Below are 18,437 nucleotides of genomic sequence, written 5' to 3' on the forward strand. Positions count from 1 at the left end.
TTTATTTTATCTGCGCGAATGCTCGAAACCGCCAGCCCATCCCCCATAGGCGGTGCATAAGCACCGAAGGAGCTGCCGCCGTGCAGGCCTGAGCGGCATGCGCTACCCTTGGTTGCCGCGCGTCGTCGTTAAATCGCATGCTCGTTGTTGTTGCCTTGCCCACCATTACTACTTTGGCATGTCATTAATCTGCCCGGCAAGGTAGTTACTACCTCGCCGCGTCATTGCTGCCTTGCTGCATGCGCTGCCGGATTTACCATAAGCACCTCAGCCTGCGAACGAACACGCCAGACTACAGTTCGACCTGTATTCCCATTTCAATCACGCGATTGGGAGGTATCTTGTAAAAACGCGTACTGCGCGCTGCGTTGCGGGACATGAAGGCAAACAGCCTGCGGCGGTAGCGCTTGATCAATGGCGCACGGTTTGACACCATGATGGTCTGGCGCGACATAAAGTAGGACACCACCATAGGCGACAAATCAATCTGCGGATGCGCAGCGTGAACCTGCTCGAGCACTTCGGGTACATTGGGCTCCTGCTTGAACCCATAGGTCGCCGTGACCTGCCATGCGTTGGCATCAACCTCGGAAATCACAAACCGGTCTTCCTGCGAGATAAAAGGCACATCGGCGCTTTTCACCGACAAAAAGACCAATTGCTCGTGCAACACCTTGTTGTGCTTCAGGTTATGCAACAGGCTGACGGCACACGCTGCGGATTCGAATGCATGAATACCGCTGTGCCAGGAACGCGGGGTACAGTATCGTGCAACAGCATATTCAGAAAAGGCTTGAGCTGTTGCGCCTCGTCAATATCAATCCGATCCAGGCGTTCCCGTCCCTTGCGCCAGGTCATCATCAGCGTAAACAGGCCCAGGGCAATGAGCAATGGCAGCCAGCCGCCCTCTTCGATCTTGATGGCATTGGCCGAAAACAGCAGGACGTCGATAATCAGAAAGATGCACAGCAGCACGTAAATAATGGTTCGACGAAAGCCCTTATACATTCCGGGCATCACGCTGAAGGCCAGAATCGACGTAATCAGCATCGTACCTGTCACGGCAAAACCGTATGCATGGGCAAGCTTTTCAGAACTCTGGAACACCAGCACAAGTACAACCACGGCAACAAAAAGCAGCCCATTGACGCGCGGCATGTAAATCTGCCCTTCTTCTTCGCTTGAGGTATGCAGGATTTCCATGCGTGGCCACAGACCAATCTGCACCGCCTGGCGCGTAACCGAAAACGCACCTGAAATGACAGCCTGAGAGGCAATGATGGTGGCCATAGTCGCCAGAATGACCATGGGAATTTGTCCCCAGACCGGCACGGACATGAAAAACGGATTCTTTGCTGCGGCCGGGTTCTGAATTACCATGGCACCCTGACCGAAATAACAAAGCAGCAAGGCGGGCAATACAAACCAGAACCAGGCTCGGCTGATAGCCGGTCGTCCGAAATGACCCATATCAGCATAGAGCGCTTCAGCGCCGGTCAGCGCGAGCACCACGTATCCGAGCAGCAAAAAGCTATGCACCGGGTCATTCATGATAAAGCGCCAGGCATAAATCGGCTCAAGCGCCAACAGCACCACCGGATTGTCGATAATATTCCAGATACCCAGCAATGCCAGGGCAAAGAACCAGACAAACATGATCGGCCCGAACAGACGGCCGACCAGCCCGGTGCCGTGGGACTGGATCATAAACAGGCCGATCATGATGATGACCGATAGCGGCAGAATCCAGTGATCAAGCCGGTCCGAAACGACACTGATGCCCTCCAGCGCAGATAGAACCGAAATGGCCGGAGTAATCACACTATCGCCATAGAACAGGCAGGCGCCGAAAATGCCGAGCACGAGCAGAATCGGCCGATAGCCGGGTTTGATATTGCGGATCGCCAGTTCCATCAGCGCCAGCACCCCACCCTCGCCCTTATTGTCTGCACGTAGCACAAGAATGACATATTTGACCGAAACCACGATCATTACCAGCCAGAACAGGATGGACAGGATACCCAGTACCGCATCCTGCCCTACGCCAACGCCGGCGCCGTTCAGACTGGCCTGGATGGTGTACAGCGGGCTGGTGCCGATATCGCCGTAGACCACGCCCAGGGCACCAAGCAACATGCCGGCGCCAGGAGATTTCTTTGAATCCTGTTGCATTATTTATCAACCTTTGAACGGGTAAGTCGGGTGCCGATACGTGGCCCGGGAAAAATCACTGTAATTTGCGTACCCTGGATTTGCGGCCGGCTCAGCAGGCTCCACCAGGCGCCGTGGGCACGGGTAATTTCGCGCACGATCGTCAGGCCCAGACCAGTTCCTGTGGCACCTGCCTTGGGCGACCGGTAAAAAGCATCGAAAATCTGTGCCGCATCTTCGGGATCAATGCCGCAACCATCGTCACGTACAGTGAGCGATGGCGGGTTGGATCCCACAGTCAGCGTAATATTATTTGCCCCCTGGGCGTACTTGAGCGCGTTGTCGATCAGGTTACCCAGCAACTCTTCCAGCAGCAGGACATCCCCGTCTATCCACACCGCGGTATCTGGGGCATCCAGAACAAGGTCAACGCCATGCTGCCGCGTCTTGGGCACCCATTCCAGACCGGCGTTCTGCACCCATTCGCATAAATTGATTTTTGTAAATACATCCTGGGGACGGATGCCCGGATCGGCCCGGGCCAGCACCAGCAATTGCTGCCCCAGGTGGATAAGACGGTTGCTGATGGTTTTGATTCTCTCGGCACGCTCTCTGACGTCATCAGGCAGTGTGCGTGCCAGCATCAGTTCCGATTCCAGGCGCAGGCCGGCCAGGGGTGTGCGGAACTGATGCGCCGCGTGTCCAATAAAGCGGCGCTGAGCCACCAGGGATTCATCCAGCTTGCGCAACAAATCGTTCAGGCGATCCAGCAAAGGCAGCAGCTCGGTGGGCACATTGTGCAATTCAATGGGTTGCAGGTCCTCTTCAGAGCGCTGGGAAATTTCTCCAGCCAGCATATTGACCGAACGCAGCCCCGAGCGCACGCCATAAAAGACCAGCCAGGCAAACAGGGCCACCAGCAGCAACTGCCCAATGATAATGACAATGAAAATGTCCTTGACCACCCAGTCAAGTGCATCCTGCATGATCAACAGGGTTGCGCTGAAATCAAGAATAATGAGGACCAGCAGCGCCGGGATCAGTCGGATGATCAAATGACGAAACAGGGATCCTTTCTGAAGAAAAGAACTACTGCGTCGGGCACCGCCATGTTGGGGATTGGTCATGGAATAAGAGAAAAGGAAGTCCTGCCGCAGATTCTAGAGCATAGCCCGGGCTGGTTCAATGTTTTCTCAGGCCGTGGTGCCAGCCGCATCATCTATTTCAAGCAGGTAGCCAAACCCGCGTACGGTCTGGATCGACGTACCGGTGCCCTCCAGGCGCTTGCGCAGACGGTATACATAAACCTCGACCGCATTTTCGCTGAAATCTGCATCCCAGGCCGAAAGCGAATTGACGATCTGTCGCTTGGTTACCACTCTACCAGGGCGGGCCATCAGCATTTCGAGCACCGACAACTCGCGCACAGAGAGATTCAGCCGTTCGCCGTGGGCGCGCACCTCGCGGCCGACCGTATCAAACTGCAACGGCCCCACTTCTATGACCGGACTGGACTGGCCGGACTGGCGCCGCGCGAAGGTACGCACCCGGGCGGCCAGTTCGGACAACTCAAACGGCTTGGTCACGTAATCATCGGCCCCTGCGTCAAGCCCTGCAACCCGATCTTCAACATCGTCGCGGGCGGTCAGAATCAGTGTTGGCTCCTGATGGCCTTGCGCCCGCAATTGCTTGAGAACCTCCAGTCCGTTCATATCCGGCAAATTCAGGTCAAGAATAAGCAACTGGTACACCTGGCCCGACACTGCGCCAAAAACCTGGCTACCGTTGGAGACCCAATCGACAGCATATCCCTGTTCGCGCAGAAACTCTTGCAGGGCTGAACCCAGAATATTGTCATCTTCGATTACTAAAATTCGCATATTGATTCTGCCTGTAGTTTAACGGTCAGCTCTACCCAACTTTCTGACAAAAAGCTGAAATTTCAATCACTTAAATTGAGACCAGACCATTATTCTACTCAATTTCTCCCGATGGCTTTTGATTTTTTTGTGCACCTGCGCAAGTGAGCGGCCGATGAGCCCGGCGCTCAGGACGCCAGGCAAGGCCCTTGTCGCCTACAGACCGTGGCACAATGCCGCTGGCGTACCACGTATGCAGTAAGTTAATGCCATCGCGCCCGATATTGCCGTTCAGTTGCTGTGCAGCAATTGCGTGTCCATAACCCCGGGCGCCTGTACGCGAATCCGGCTGCCCGACACGTGCGGAATCACATCCACCCGCAACGACATCTGCTCTTTGAGTTCACTGACATGGGAGATGATGCCGATGGTTCTGCCTCCAGCCTGCAGATCGACGAGCGTTCGTATGGCCAACTCCAGCGACTCGGCATCCAGACTACCGAAACCCTCATCAATGAACAGGGTATCAAGACGAATCCCGCCGGCATAGGCCTGCACGACATCGGACAAGCCCAGGGCCAGGGCCAGCGCCGCCATGAACGATTCACCGCCAGACAGCGTTGCAACGGCGCGCTGCTGGCCGGTGTACTCATCCATGACGTCCAGATCCAGACCCGAGGCGCCACGACCCGCCTGTTCACGGCGCATCAGCTGATAGCGCCCGCGACTCATTTTACGAAGCCGCAGCGATGCACCGATCAGCACGTCATCCAGCAGCACGCTCAGCACAAAACGCTGCAGGCTGACTTTGCTACCCTGGCGTCCCGAAGCAACATCGCTGAGTGTGCCATACACCGCATATTCTTCATCCAGAGCCGCACTGCTTGTTCTGATTTTTACGAGCCGCTCCTGCAAGGTGGTAAGTGCCAGCAGGCGATCACGAACCTGCTGCCAGGCCAATTCGGCTTGCTGGGCAACTGTAGCTGCGTCCTGCGCCTCGCGCGCATATTGATCAAGATCGGGTTGAACCAGGCCGTCGAGCGCCTTACCCAGCTCGGCGTACCGCCCGCGAGTCTGATGCAATGCTTCGTAATAGCCATCTATCGCACTTTGCAGTGCTGCGCATTGCGCTTCATCCCGTTGCGCGGCCTGCCAATTCGCAGTATCTGCAAACTCGCTGCGCTGCAGGGCGTGCTCGTACTGCTGCATCGCAGCCGCATGAAGCTGCTTATCCTGCGCCAATTGCGCCTGCAGCGCAGCGATCGTAGACTGCAAACCCAGTATCTGGTCCTCCCGCTGCCGAACGATGTTCTCTGCCTGACGCCATGCCTGGGTCAGCTCTTCAATCTGCTGCGTTAACCTGTCGATTTGCAAACGCAACAGGGCTTCGGACCGCGCGTGCTCGGGCAGTTCCTGCTCGAGCATGCTTACCGTCGCTTGCTGGCTGCCTGTGTCACGCTCAAGGTCTGAAGACGGGTGCGAAGCCCTGTCAGGGTCTGTTCCAGCGTCTGCTGATCCTGCTCCAGCCTCGCCAGCAAGCGCATGCCTTCATCCAGCTTTTGACGCGCGCTCTGACTCGCCTGCAGTTGCAACTCCTGTTCCTTGAATCTGCGTTGCAATTGCACCAGATCCGAGTGTGCATCCTGTCCCAGTGCTTGCCGGCGCTGGTCCAGTTCGGTCTGCACCTCGTCGCACTGACGCGCCAGTTGCGTCAACCGGGCCTCGTGAGCAGCAAGTCGCTGGCCCGCCGCCTGTACGTGCTGCCTGGCCTGGCGCAACATTTGGTCGCTGATCTCGTGTCCATCCGACGGTGCCGGTGCTGGATGAGAAACACTGCCACATACCGGGCATGGCAGCCCTTGCTGGAGGCGGGCGGCCAGACGGCTGGCTTGACTCTGGTGCCAGGCCAGCTCCAGTCGGTCCTGTTCGTGCTGGGCCGACCGCAAGCCATTCTGCATGCGGCCTTGCTCGTTTGCCGCTGCAGCGTGTTCATCACGCAGCGCCTTCAAGCGCCCGGCCAGTGCGTCACAGGCAAGTCGCTCGCTCAGTCGCGCCTTGTTGTGCGCCACCACGACACTCTGCTCTGGCAACGCCGCCACCATTGCTTGCAATGCCTTATGCTCTTGCTTTATACCCGCCATTCGTTCCAGTCTGGCTTGCTGCTCTGCTGTCTGGGCCTGTAACGCAAGGCGCGCCTGGGTCAGATCTGCATTCAGTGTAGCCAGCAACTGCTGCTGGCGATGCCACTCCTGCGCCTTGGGAAAAAGCGCCTGCAAGCGACCGCGTTCAACATTGAGCGCAGCGGTCTGCTCATAGGCAATCGCATGGGTTGCCTGGTCCGCTTTCTCCTGTGCCAGTTGCTGCGTGAGCGCCTCAAGGCGCAACTGGCCATCTGCCAGGCGCGCCTGGGTCAGAGCCAGGCGCTGACTGATTTGCTCTGCGCCATCATGCCATTGCCGCAACTGAGCCGCGGCACGGGCCTGGCGTAATGCACCCTCCTGACCGGCGACAGCTGACTGACGCTGCTCCAGCTGTGCCAGCTGCGCGGCCAACGCATCGCGTTGTTCAAACTGTGTGCGTATCCGCCGGGCCTCGTCGATCTTGCGCTGAGCGCGCATATGCAGATCCGCCGTGTCGGCACGACGGGCTCTTGCCAACGCTTCGGATGAAACCAGTTCGGCAATATCGGCGGCCAGCAGCTTTTCCTCCGCAATATCGGCCTGCTCAAGCAACCCGGCAATCTGCAGCTCATTGGCCTCGCGACGGGTGCGAATATCTTTGGCCCGTTCCTGCAATTGCAATTCGATCTGCCGGAAAACATCGGTCTGGAACAGCTGCGCAAACAGGGCTTCGCGCTTGAGCGAGGTTTCCAGCAGCAGTTCGCGAAACTTGCCCTGCGGCAATACCATGACCTTGCGAAACTGCTCAGCTTTCAATCCTGTCAGGCTTTCTACATAATCGGTAATCTGCCCGGCCTTTTTTGCTACAAGCACCTTGGGGGTGGCGTCCGTCAGATCAAGCATGGTGCCTTCGGTTGCGATCTCCCTCAGACCGCTGCCCCGGGTCTTGGGAACCCGCTGCGCGGGCTGGCGCTGGATTTCGTATACCTTGCCTCCAAGCCGAAAGCCGAACACCACACGCGCCACCGTCGCCGGATCGGCCAGATCCGAGCGCAGCGAACGCGGATCTTTCTCACCACCCGTGGTTTCTCCGTACAGGGCGAAACAGATGGCATCGAGCAAGGTACTTTTGCCGGCCCCGGTTGGTCCGTTAATCAGAAATAGCGGATTAGACCCCAGTTGCGTGAAATCGAGCTTCTGCTCGTCGGCAAAGGGTCCGAAGGCCTGCAGATGCAAATATAAGGGAACCATTTATACTTCCCTTTTCAATACGTTATCGACCACATCCTGCATGGCTGCACTTTGTGCCTGTGTCATGGGCTGCCCGCTGACCTGTTCAAAAAAATCGCAGAACAGTGAAAACTCATCGCGACGCAGCCTGGCTGCCGACATCAGCGGCTGCGTCTCGTCCTGGTATAACTGGGGTTTTTCCATTTGCAGCAAATTCGGATAGACCGCCCGCAGTTTTCCCATGGGATCAAGAATCGCGTGATCATCGGTGAGCCTGGCAAGCAAATAGTCATCGCAGTGCGCGTCTGTCTGTGCCGCGCGAACCAGATCGTCCAGCCTGCCTTCGATGCTGCGTACATCATGCAGCGGATGCAGCGGCAACGCCGTCGCCGCCGCGACACCATCCTGATTGATATCGACCAGCAGTACGCCTTTATGGTGTTTTTCTTCGGAAAAACTATATTTGAGTGGCGAGCCGCTGTAACGTATACGCCCCTGCCGAAAGGCCTGAGCCCCGTGAAGGTGGCCCAGCGCCACGTAGGCAAAACCCTCAAACAGCGCCGCAGGAACCTGGTCGGCGCCGCCGACAGCCAGCGGGCGCTCCGATTCGCTTTCCTGGCTGCCGGCCAGAAAGCAGTGGCAGATCAGGACATGAATGCCTGGGTCGGTTGGTTTTGGGCAATTCGCTCAATCAGATACCGGTGCGCCTGCTCATAGCTATCAATGGGCTCCTGCGCATACACTCGCGCCTGAATCGGATCGGTATAGGGAATGCCATGAAAGTACAAGGGCCCCGCTTGCGTTTCGACCACAACCGGCTGCAGCATCTGCTCGTAATCGGCGATGATATGTACTCCGGACGCATTCAATGGGGTCGCTGCAAAGCCCAGCCGGTCAGCGCTGTCGTGGTTACCCGGAATAATTACAACTGGAATATTCAGGCCGTGCATGCGGTTCAGAAAATCGTTCAGCAGTCGCACTGCGCCAGCTGGCGGAACAGCACGATCGTATACGTCGCCGGCAATCACCAGCGCATCTGCTGATGCTGCTGGGCATAGTCTGCAATTTGCTGCAGAACATGGGCCTGATCATCCAGCAACGGATGATTGCACAGTGATCGACCCAGATGCCAATCGGAGGTATGGATAAATTTCATGAAGCACAACAACGCAAAAAAAAAGACAAAATGACCAGGACTGCCGGCCTGGCACCGTGGCCGATCCAAATTTGTTTGGGGCCAGCGAACCCGACAGGCTCTATCTTATCCTGTCAGTAATCCTTTATCATCCGTGCATTTGTACGCTACTAATTTTGGCGATTCCAGCCTGATGGGTTGACAGCCGGATACGGCCTGCAATAATATAAATTCATTGCAGTCTTCTAACGAAGGTCTGTATGGGGGAATTTAGTCCAACTTGCTGCCCCGACATTCGGTCAAACCAGCTAAACAGGAGCGCTCAATGAGTATTTCTGCCCCAACATCCCCATCATATTCTGTATCCACTGCCAGCAACGCTGTCAAAATCATTGTGGATAGTAATCAGGCTTCGCATATAGACTCCACCGGCAACTGCTATGTCAATCCTGACGATTGCGCTGTACAGCACAGCCCGGGCTCCACGGCCTATATCTTTGATATTGAATTTTTACAACAGCTGCGCCGACATCTGCGCAAAGCGGGCCGCTTCGAACTGGAAGTGGCGCCACTGAGCCACGACCTGAAGAACGTGGCCGCTTCGCTGCTCACCGTCCTGCAAAAGAACGTAACACCAGGTTAATCCATTCCCGGTTGATGGTAGACTGCCTATACCTTATTGCACCTATCAAAAGGAATGATTTATGTATAAGTTGAATGAACATGGCCGCGAATCGCTCAGCACCTTCCTTGATGCTGTCGCCAAAGCCGGCACTGCCCGTGACGCGTTTATGGTCCGCGCCGAGGAAATTGCCAACCAATCGTTCGCAGTAGATCAGAATGCAATCATGGATATTCAGGGACCCGATACGCAAAGCGGTGACGCCGAATCGGTGCAACTGCTCAAAAGCTGGTTCGACCTCGTCTGAGTCCCTTGGTTGTACACTGCCCGCAAATAGTGATCGGGCAGATGTGCAACCAGGCGTGAGAGAATTTCCTTTACTACAGATTGCCGCGCTGCCGCCCGCATTTAATCAAACCATTGCTTGCGTTTTTCCTCAGGACCAATGTAGAGGCTTTTTTACGTTTGGATAAACTGGTAAAAACGGACTTGACGTGCGTGCTACCCTTTTGCGCTGCGTCGTATCGGTTGCGATGATTGTGGCCATTGGCGCTTTAATGATGAGCGCTTTAATGATGAGCGCTTTAATGATGAGCGCTTTAATGATGAGCGCTTTAATGGTTATCGCTTTAATGGTTATCGCTTTAACGGTTATCGCTTTAACGGTGAGCGCATCAATGACAACCATGCGGCCTTTCTAAATACACTGAAAAGCTCGACACAGGCCTTGCAGCAGCTGCCACGCAACGGCTAAATATGAGCAACACTGAAAAACAAAAAAGGGCTTACGATAAATTCGCAAACCCTTAATTCGTATTGGTAATTGACCTTCGGATTGGTGGGTGCTACAGGGGTCGAACCTGTGACCTACGCCTTGTAAGGGCGCCGCTCTACCAACTGAGCTAAGCACCCGTCGATCAACTAAGCATTAAATTATAAGGAGGTCCGAAGAACAATGCAAGCATTTTTTACGCCGCATGTTCTTTTTTGTGAAAAAGTGACACTACAGCAACAATAACCAGGCCCACAATCAGACCGATCACAAAGTGCGCCAGTAAAGTAAGGATAGCACTCAGCATGCCGGCACCGTGTCCCGGCAGAATAGACTCGAGCCAGTGCTCGGCGCCGGGGATACCATGCAAAATGATGCTGCCGCCAACCAGGAACATGGCAATGGTGCCGACAATGGACAGCAATTTCATCAGATATGGGGCAAGCCAGAGAATGCCCTGACCTATTTTTTGGGCGATACTGCTTCGCCGACTGGACAGATACAGCCCAAGATCGTCCAGCTTGACAATACCGGCAACCAGCCCATAAACAAAGACCGTAATCAGCAATGCGATCACGCTCAGAATAATGACCTGGGTCATGATGGGTTCGCTGGACACCACGCCCAGCGAAATGACAATAATTTCGGCAGAGAGGATGAAGTCGGTACGAATGGCTCCGCTGATTTTCGTTTTTTCATCCAGCGGCACAGCCTGCCCTGCGTGCTTTTCTTTGCCCTTGTGAAAGAATGTATGAATGACCTTCTCCGCCCCCTCGAATGACAGGAATGCACCACCGAGCATCAGCAGCGGCAAAATCAGCCACGGAATAAAATAACTGATCAGCAACGCGGCCGGCACCAGAATGACTTTATTGAGCAGCGACCCTTTCGCTACGGCCCAGACAACAGGCAGTTCGCGGTCGGGATTGACGCCCGTAACCTGCTGCGCATTCAATGCCAGATCATCGCCCAGCACACCCGACGTTTTTTTCATGGCGGTCTTGCCCAACACGGCGACATCGTCAAATGTCGCGGCGGACCCCTTGACGGCGGTCTTGCTCATCAGCGCCACGTCATCCAGCACACTTGCAATATCGTCCAGTAACGCCAGTAGGCTTCCTGCTGCCATAATGTTCCCCATTTTGGTATTTGTAGGTGTCGGCTATCGACACAAGATCGACCCGTAGCAATGCAATAACTTTACGCCAGCTAAAATAATACTTGAGTCTGGCGAAAATAATAAAGGTTTTTCTTTGCAAATCATCGTTTTCCGGGCAAGCTGCGATTACACCATGGGTCGTCGCAATCCGTTAAACAAGACACCTTTTCAGGCAGTAGCAACAACATCAATAACGCCAAGGCATCGTAACGAACAAACAAAAAGCCGACTGCTTTTTCAAGCAACCGGCTTTTTGTTTACTTGCGGTCAACCTGCTGCCTTGTGCAGCGGCGACCCGCCCTCAACGATGAATTAGTTGACAGCGTCTTTCAGTGCTTTACCTGGACGGAACTTAGGCACTTTAGCTTTCTTGATTTTGATGGCTTCACCTGTGCGTGGGTTACGGCCAGTGCGAGCAGCGCGGGTAGAAACGGCAAAAGTGCCGAAGCCAACCAGAGTTACGGTACCGCCTTTTTTCAGCTGTTGTTTAACAGCAGCGATAACGGCATCAAGAGAGCGGCCAGCAGCAGCTTTAGAGATATCTGCTTTGGTAGCAATGTATTCAACGAGTTCTGTTTTGTTCATTCAGACAACCCCAAGTTAGTAAATTATGATGGTTAATTCATCCGGAATATAATCGCCTCTAAATCAATGGCTGTCAAGAAAAAAACCTGGCAACAGCCGCATATTTATTAGCTTTTTAACAAATTTCAATCAAAAACGAAATATTGTGTTTTTTTTCATACACCCCGGCACGGTATAAAAAACCGATTTTGCCTTGTCTATTTCCCCATGCAGCGATCAAGCGCCTGAGCAAAATCATTGATCAGATCAACTTCATCTTCAATGCCCACAGAGATTCGCAACAGGTTATCTGCGATCCCCATTTGCGCGCGCCGCTGTGCACCCATTTCATAATAAATGGTGTGCGCCACCGGCAGCGACAGGGTCCGCGAATCACCCAAATGCGTTGCCAGTATAACAACGTCCAGCGCATTGAGAAAATCAAAACAATCAATGCTGTCAATCAATTCTACGCCTAGCAGTGCGCCGTAACGGCCAGCGAAAAGCCTTGTGGCCAGTTCGTGTTGCGGATGATCGGCCAGTCCGGGATAACGCACGCTCGCAATTGCCGGATGGGATTGCAAAAACCGGGCCAGTGCAAATGCATTGGAGCACGCCTGGTTCATACGCAGGGCGAGCGTTTCGGCGCCGACGGCGATTTGTGCGCAGTCTCAGCAGACAAGGTCCCGCCCATATCGCGCAGCCCTTTCTTTTTAATCTGGGTCAATCCCCAGCTGTCGGAACTGCCTTTTTTATAGTCATCGTAAATATTTGCATAGGTCGACCAGTCATACAGCCCGGTATTGGTCACCGAACCACCCAGGGCATTGCCATGACCGCAGATATATTTTGACAAGGAATTCATGACCAGCGCCGCATGTACATCGCGGCCCTTGAGCAGATACGGTGAGGTCAGCGTATTGTCTAGCACGTACACCAAATTATGGTCGCGACACAGCAAACCGATATTCTCCAGATCGGCAATCTGAGTTCCCGGATTAGCAATGGTTTCGACAAACACCATGCGCGTTTCGGGCCGGATTGCCGAGCTGATGCTGGCAGCGTCGGTAGGATCCACAAACGTGATTTCGATACCGAACTGCGTCAGCGTACCCAGCAGGCTGTTGGTATTGCCGAAAATGTAACTACTGGAAATGAGATGGTCGCCCTTACGCAGCAGCGTCAGGAAGATGGCGCTTAGCGCAGCCATGCCGGTGGCAAAGGTGACGGTGCCCTTGCCCTGCTCCAGCAAGGTAATTTTGTTTTCCAGCGCCGCCGTTGTAGGCGTACCCTGACGGGCGTAGGTGTATCCAGGCTTGCCCTGGAATACCGCGGCCAGTTCACGCGCATCATCATAGGCGTATTCGGTCGACACATGGATGGGCTTATGGATCGCTCCGTGTTCTATACGATCACGCCGATCGGCGTGCAACACAGTTGTGGTCAGCTGTTTTTCCTTCATATTGCATCTCTGATAAAAATTACTTTCTCTGACGGACTGTTTCAAACAGACAGACCGCACTGGCAACGCTTACATTCAAACTTTCGACAGACCCCAGCATGGGGATCCGGACCAGTTGATCGCAGGTTTCCCGCGTCAGCCGCCGCAGACCCTCGCCCTCGGCCCCCATAACCCAGGCCACCGCGCTTCGGGCATCAACCGCGTGCATGTCGCTGGAGGCCTCATCATCGGTACCGACAAGCCAGATATCCCGGTCCTTCAGCGCCCGCATCGTTCTGGCCAGATTGGTGACCATGATATAGGGCACGGTATCGGCTGCACCGCAAGCGACCCGCTGCACGGTGGCATTGAGCCCGACCGCGCGATCCTTGGGCGCGATCACGGCATGCACGCCGGCCGCATCTGCAGTACGCAGGCAGGCGCCCAGATTATGCGGATCGGTCACGCCGTCCAGGATCAGCAGATGCGCCGGCTCGGTAATGACATCGAGCACATCATCGACGTTGACCGCCAGCTGTTTGGGGTCCGCCACGGCTATCACGCCCTGATGACGCACGCCTTTGGCCAGGCCTTCAAGCCGGTCTGGCGACACGGGAATGACCTTGATTTCATGTTGTTTGGCCAGGTCAACCAGGCTCTGCATGCGCTTGTCGCTACGCGACGCTTCTATATAAATTTCCCGAATGGAATCGGCGGCATGACGCATTCTTGCGGTCACGGCATGAAATCCTGCCAGTATCTGACGGCTAGACATAATAGGTTCCTGAACTCAATATATTTACCACCCGATGCGCTGATCCAAGGCGGATACACACATCGGGCTCCTGATGGCCGAATCGCTGATATCGTAAGGGATCAGCGACGGCGGGATGCTTTCTTGCCGGCAGGCTGTGCAGCCTTTTTACCGGCTTTTTTTGCCGCAGCCCGACGCTCAAGCGCCTGCTGTCCGCGGCTTTTGATACCGGCCGGCTTGGGCTTGGCAGCTCGCTTGGGTTGACGCGGCGGCGTATCCTGGCGTTGGGCTTCCTTGCGCAGAGAATCGTACGTAATGCCTTTGACCAGGGCAAACTCAATGCGTCGTGCTTCGAGATCCACGCGCGTCACCTGTACCTGCACACTGTCGGTCAACCGGTATTTCTTGCCGGTGCGCTCGCCGCGCAATTCATTCAGACTTTCATTGAACTGAAAGTAATCGGTCCCCAGCTCTGACACATGCACCAGCCCTTCGACATAAAGCGTATCGAGCGTGATGAACAAGCCAAAGGAAGTGACCCCGGTGACCTTGCCGCTAAATACTTCGCCCACATGCTCGCGTACAAACCAGCATTTGAGCCACGCTTCAACGTCGCGCGAAGCATCGTCGGCACGCCGCTCGTAGGCCGACAGCACAACTCCCAGTTTCTCCCACAGGGCATGTTCATGCTGCTGACGTGACTCGCCTTCCACCCAGGCCACGCCAGCCGTTTCCGGAACATAGGCGCGCTTGGCCAGAATGGCCTTGATGACACGATGGGTCAGCAGATCCGGATAGCGCCGGATCGGCGACGTAAAATGCGTATAGCTGGGATAAGCCAGGCCGAAGTGCCCGGCATCATCAGGCTGTAGATCGCCTGCTGCATAGAGCGCAGCGCCATGGTCTGGATAATTTGAAAATCGGGGCGAGCCCGCGCCGCATCCAGCAGCGCGGCGTAATCTTTGCCGCTGGGTTCGTCGCCCCCGGCCAGGACAAGCCCAGTGTGCGCAAATACTCGCGCAGGTTTTTCAGTTTTTCCGGTGTAGGCCCTTCATGCACACGATACAGGCCCAGGCGCTTATTAGTCTTGACAAACTCAGCCGCGCAGGTATTGGCGGCCAGCATGCATTCCTCGATAAGTTTGTGGGCATCGTTGCGCACATGCGGGACGATCTGCTCGATCTTGCCCAGTTCATTGCTGATGATCTTGGTTTCGATGGTGTCAAAGTCCATCGCGCCACGCTTCTTGCGCGTGCCGTCCAGCAGTTGATAGAGCGTATACAGGTCCTGAATATGTGGCAACACGTGCTTTAAGGCACGGGCAGTGGGCCCGTCAATTTGCTGCAGCGCTGTCCAGACCTGAGTATAGGTCGTGCGTTCATGCGAATGGATGACCGCATTATAGAACTGATAGGCTGCAACCGTACCAGCCTTGGCGCCGGTAGCTGGGATCACCATGTCGCACACCAGCACCAGGCGATCTACCTGAGGATTGAGTGAACACAATCCATTGGACAGCTTCTCGGGCAGCATGGGGATGACACGCCGCGGAAAGTAAACACTGGTACCACGCGCCAACGCATCGGAATCAATGGCGTCTTCAGGACACACATAATGACTGACATCGGCAATGGCCACCAGCAGACGCCATCCCTTGCGCCGCCGCTGTTCTGTACCGATATTGACCGGCTCGCAGTAGACTGCGTCGTCAAAGTCGCGAGCATCTTCGCCGTCGATTGTAATAAAAGGTACGTCGCGCAGATCAACCCGGCCATTCAGATCCCGCTGCATCACGGTTTCCGGCAAGGCATCGGCCTGCGCCAGCGTCGCTTCGGAAAACCCCACGGGCACATCAAACTTGCGTACCGCAATTTCAATTTCCATGCCCGGATCGTCAATTTCCCCGAGCACTTCGATGATACGCCCTAGCGGCTGGGTGTGGCGGGTAGGCTGCTGCACGATTTCAACCGTGACGACCTGACCATGCTGGGCGCCGCCCACGTCCGATGCAGGCACCAGGATATCATGCTTGATGCGCTGGTCTTCAGGCGCCACCACATATATACCCTGCTCCTGCAGCAGACGACCTACTAGTCTGTTGGTGCTGCGTTCCAGCACCTCGACAATAGTGCCTTCGGGCTTGCCACGGTATTCTCCGGTAGGCTTGACCTGGACCCGATCGCCATGCAGTACCTTAAGCATTTCCCTTGGCGACAGAAACAGATCCTGGCCGCCATCGTCAGGAATCAGAAAGCCAAAACCATCGCGATGTCCCTGAACGCGTCCGATTACATAGTCTTTGGGCTTTGTTGTGATCTGCCAGCCTTGTGGCATATTGTCCAGCTGTCCGTCACGCTGCATGGCCGCCAGGCGTTTCTCCAGCCCGTCTACCCCCCTTGCCGGGTCAGATTGAAGTGATTGATAAGCTGTTGCAAGGATTGCGGCTTGTCTGCGCCACGCAGCAAACTGAGTATATTTTCCCGTGACGGGACATCCGGATCGTAATCGTGACCGGGTTCGGGCAGCGGCAGCGACGACTGCTGGGTATTAGCTGATTTTTTTCTCGTTGCCATGCGTAAATTCTTTAAGATTGGATGAGTTGCACACCGGCCCTTGCGGGGCCTTTGAGCTTTAGGTTATCACCATTCTATTACATTAATCTGCCATCTTTGTTCAAATACAGGTCACTGGCCGATAAGACAAAACAATCACGGTGCCTCCACCTGCGGCTGTATCAGCCCCAGAACCGCTGCACCAGAAACCGGATGACCATGGCAAAACAGACCACCACGATCAATGGTCGAATCAGGCGAGCGCCATGATTGACTGCCACCACCGAGCCTGATATCGAGCCGACGATCTGACCGCAAATCATGACCGCGCCAACCAGCCACAGCACCTGGCCGCCCACAATGAACACCGCGACCGAGGCGACGTTACTGGCAAAGTTGAATAATCGCGCCGCGCCCGACGCCTTGACGATATGCATGCCGCGCAGCGTAATATTGGCCAGGGAAAAAAAAAGAACCCGCGCCTGGTCCGAAAAAACCGTCATAAAAACCAATGGCCGGCACCACGCCTAACTCAAAAGGTTTGGCGCCGATGCGCGCGGCCCTTTCTGTCTGCCCGGCCGAAGGGGTGAGCAAAAAATACAGCCCGATGGCCAGCAGCACAAGAGGAATCAGGAAATCGAGCACACTTGGGTCGATCATCTGGATCAGCACCGTGCCCAGACACGCCCCCGCAAAAGACATGAGGGCCGGCACGCGCAGTTCACGAAACTGAATAACGCCGCGACGCATCATGGTCAGAGAGGACGCAAGCGTACCCACACTACCCTGCAGTTTATTGGTTGCCAGCACATTGAGCACCGGAAAGCCCATCAGCATCATGACCGGAATAACAATAAGTCCGCCTCCGCCGGCCAGTGCATCTACAAAACCGGCCAGCATGGCCACAAAAAAACAGAATGAGAAAAACGTTCCAGCCCAGCTCTACTTCCATGTTGAACACCTGCTACCCTGTCCGGTGATGCTGACCTGACGGGATAGAATACGAACAGGCAGCGTTGCAACTATACCGGAAATTGTGCCTATCCAAGGTAAAATGAGCACTGCAATATTCACGGAAAAGGCTGGTATCCGCAGTCGTGGACACCAGGCCGATCTTTTACTCAATATATCTGCCGCAAATCAGGTATTTACCAGGAAGCTGCCGTATGTCCGGTTATTTGATGGTCAAACATTCTCACATGACGCTCGCCATTTTGAGTCTGCTTTTTTTTATTTTGCGCGCCGGCTGGTCAATCTCTGGTTCAGCGCTGCTGGCGCGGCCATTTGTGCGCATCGCGCCTCATGTGATTGATACGCTGTTACTGGTCTGTGGCCTGTACCTGCTGTCTTTCATCGGCATGCAGGCATTCATTGTGGCCAAGCTGATCGGGCTGGTGCTGTATATCGTACTGGGCACCATGGCGATCAAACGAGCCCGTACTTCCGGACAAAAAGCCATGTTTGCGGTGCTTGCAGTGCTCACGTTCATCTATATCATGGGCGCCGCCATCAAGCATAGCCCATGGTCGTGGCTCAGTCCCGCCCTGGGCGCGTAAGCTACCTGCCAGTCGGCTCCCTGCCCCTTCCCACACGAGAGCCATTGCCTGCCGGATAGCAAACCCGGTCAGGCTAGCGGCAAACTCATTGTGCGATGGGGTATACCGGCATCCATATAGACTTCGCCTTCGGCCACGAAACCGTAACGCGCATAAAACCCCATGGCATGAACCTGGCGCTGAGCACCACCTCGGCGTCACCGCGCACGCGCGCTGCCTCAATCAGGCGCTGCAATACCAGCCCGCCAATGCCCGTGCCTCTGGCGATCTTGCGCACCGCCATGCGACCGATATGACCGTCGGGCAGCAGCCGGCCTGTCGCTACCGGCCGCTGTTGCGCGTCGTAGGCGACGGCATGGATGCATTGCACATCCATCTCGTCCATTTCCAGCTCTGGCGGCACCTGTTGTTCCATCACGAACACTTCGTGCCGCACCATCGCGGCATGGTCTTTGAGCGCGTCCCAGTTGTCAACGCGCAACACGGTTGCTTGCGCATTGTTCGCGTTCCTGGGTGTATCGG

16 protein-coding genes, 1 tRNA gene and 4 pseudogenes are annotated in these 18,437 nt (G+C 55.3%); 3 read left to right on the forward strand and 18 right to left on the reverse strand.

The genetic code is table 11. The features are described 5' to 3' along the window. Positions 1-292 precede the first annotated feature (292 nt). From TKWG_RS12255 to TKWG_RS25995, 8 genes and pseudogenes are all read right to left on the reverse strand, one after another. Positions 293-2,172 (reverse strand): annotated as a pseudogene (locus TKWG_RS12255) (potassium transporter Kup). After that, a complete protein-coding gene (locus tag TKWG_RS12260) occupies positions 2,172-3,278 on the reverse strand; it encodes a sensor histidine kinase (protein ID WP_014751136.1) in 1,107 nt (368 codons plus the stop codon). The pseudogene TKWG_RS12255 and the gene TKWG_RS12260 overlap by 1 nt, the downstream one beginning before the upstream one ends. Before the next feature lie 66 nt (positions 3,279-3,344). Further along, positions 3,345-4,031, reverse strand: coding sequence for a response regulator transcription factor (locus TKWG_RS12265; RefSeq protein ID WP_014751137.1), 687 nt, complete (start codon positions 4,029-4,031; stop codon positions 3,345-3,347). Between the two features lie 270 nt (positions 4,032-4,301). Then, positions 4,302-5,435, reverse strand: a complete 1,134-nt coding sequence (locus TKWG_RS12270; RefSeq protein WP_014751138.1) for an SbcC/MukB-like Walker B domain-containing protein — start codon at positions 5,433-5,435, stop codon at positions 4,302-4,304. Between the two features lie 2 nt (positions 5,436-5,437). After that, positions 5,438-7,381: an AAA family ATPase gene (locus TKWG_RS12275; protein ID WP_014751139.1), complete on the reverse strand. Its 1,944-nt coding sequence runs from the start codon at positions 7,379-7,381 to the stop codon at positions 5,438-5,440. Continuing rightward, positions 7,382-7,897: an exonuclease SbcCD subunit D gene (locus TKWG_RS24030; protein WP_014751140.1), complete on the reverse strand. Its 516-nt coding sequence runs from the start codon at positions 7,895-7,897 to the stop codon at positions 7,382-7,384. Between the two features lie 107 nt (positions 7,898-8,004). Beyond that, entirely contained in the window at positions 8,005-8,388 is a 384-nt protein-coding gene (locus tag TKWG_RS24035; protein WP_014751141.1) for a metallophosphoesterase family protein, read from the reverse strand. Then, complete coding sequence (locus tag TKWG_RS25995; protein ID WP_264300239.1) at positions 8,385-8,516, reverse strand: hypothetical protein; 132 nt, start codon at positions 8,514-8,516, stop codon at positions 8,385-8,387. Before TKWG_RS25995 ends, TKWG_RS24035 begins: the two co-directional genes overlap by 4 nt. Positions 8,517-8,820: 304 nt before the next feature. Between TKWG_RS25995 and TKWG_RS12285 the strand changes: the two genes are divergently transcribed. Together TKWG_RS12285 and TKWG_RS12290 are read left to right on the forward strand one after the other, a co-directional pair. Then, positions 8,821-9,138, forward strand: coding sequence for a hypothetical protein (locus tag TKWG_RS12285; RefSeq protein WP_014751143.1), 318 nt, complete (start codon positions 8,821-8,823; stop codon positions 9,136-9,138). 61 nt (positions 9,139-9,199) lie between these two features. Continuing rightward, positions 9,200-9,424 carry a hypothetical protein gene (locus tag TKWG_RS12290; RefSeq protein ID WP_014751144.1) on the forward strand — a complete coding sequence of 75 codons (225 nt, stop codon included), beginning with the start codon at positions 9,200-9,202 and terminating at the stop codon, positions 9,422-9,424. A 129-nt stretch (positions 9,425-9,553) separates the two neighbouring features. On the opposite strand, the gene TKWG_RS12295 is transcribed toward TKWG_RS12290, so the two are convergent. The 9 genes and pseudogenes from TKWG_RS12295 to TKWG_RS12330 all read right to left on the reverse strand — a co-directional run bounded on the left by TKWG_RS12295 (position 9,554) and on the right by TKWG_RS12330 (position 17,259). Continuing rightward, positions 9,554-9,805 (reverse strand): hypothetical protein, encoded by a 252-nt coding sequence (locus TKWG_RS12295; RefSeq protein WP_014751145.1) that lies wholly within the window; start codon positions 9,803-9,805, stop codon positions 9,554-9,556. A 148-nt stretch (positions 9,806-9,953) separates the two neighbouring features. Beyond that, a tRNA-Val gene (locus TKWG_RS12300) sits at positions 9,954-10,029 on the reverse strand. A gap of 56 nt (positions 10,030-10,085) precedes the next feature. Further along, positions 10,086-11,018, reverse strand: a complete 933-nt coding sequence (locus TKWG_RS12305; protein WP_014751146.1) for a DUF808 domain-containing protein — start codon at positions 11,016-11,018, stop codon at positions 10,086-10,088. A 342-nt stretch (positions 11,019-11,360) separates the two neighbouring features. Beyond that, positions 11,361-11,633, reverse strand: a complete 273-nt coding sequence (locus tag TKWG_RS12310) for an HU family DNA-binding protein (protein ID WP_014751147.1) — start codon at positions 11,631-11,633, stop codon at positions 11,361-11,363. Between the two features lie 197 nt (positions 11,634-11,830). After that, positions 11,831-13,074 (reverse strand): annotated as a pseudogene (locus tag TKWG_RS12315) (cystathionine gamma-synthase family protein). Positions 13,075-13,093: 19 nt separating this feature from the next. After that, the gene (rlmB, locus tag TKWG_RS12320) at positions 13,094-13,828 is read right to left on the reverse strand and encodes a 23S rRNA (guanosine(2251)-2'-O)-methyltransferase RlmB (protein ID WP_014751148.1); all 735 of its coding nucleotides are present in this window, start codon (positions 13,826-13,828) and stop codon (positions 13,094-13,096) included. 101 nt (positions 13,829-13,929) lie between these two features. Next, a pseudogene (gene rnr / locus TKWG_RS12325) lies at positions 13,930-16,380 on the reverse strand (ribonuclease R). Between the two features lie 161 nt (positions 16,381-16,541). Beyond that, positions 16,542-16,796 carry a TSUP family transporter gene (locus TKWG_RS24980; RefSeq protein WP_238534164.1) on the reverse strand — a complete coding sequence of 85 codons (255 nt, stop codon included), beginning with the start codon at positions 16,794-16,796 and terminating at the stop codon, positions 16,542-16,544. Further along, positions 16,744-17,259, reverse strand: coding sequence for a TSUP family transporter (locus tag TKWG_RS12330; protein WP_238534165.1), 516 nt, complete (start codon positions 17,257-17,259; stop codon positions 16,744-16,746). Before TKWG_RS12330 ends, TKWG_RS24980 begins: the two co-directional genes overlap by 53 nt. 266 nt (positions 17,260-17,525) lie before the next feature. Here TKWG_RS12330 and TKWG_RS12335 point away from each other — a divergent pair, with 266 nt between their 5' ends. After that, positions 17,526-17,915 (forward strand): SirB2 family protein, encoded by a 390-nt coding sequence (locus TKWG_RS12335; RefSeq protein WP_014751150.1) that lies wholly within the window; start codon positions 17,526-17,528, stop codon positions 17,913-17,915. A gap of 68 nt (positions 17,916-17,983) precedes the next feature. Here TKWG_RS12335 and TKWG_RS12340 read toward each other — a convergent pair. After that, a pseudogene (locus TKWG_RS12340) lies at positions 17,984-18,354 on the reverse strand (GNAT family N-acetyltransferase). Between the last annotated feature and the right edge of the window lie 83 nt (positions 18,355-18,437).

The sequence above is a fragment of the Advenella kashmirensis WT001 genome, assembly GCF_000219915.2.
Taxonomy (GTDB): domain Bacteria; phylum Pseudomonadota; class Gammaproteobacteria; order Burkholderiales; family Burkholderiaceae_B; genus Advenella; species Advenella kashmirensis.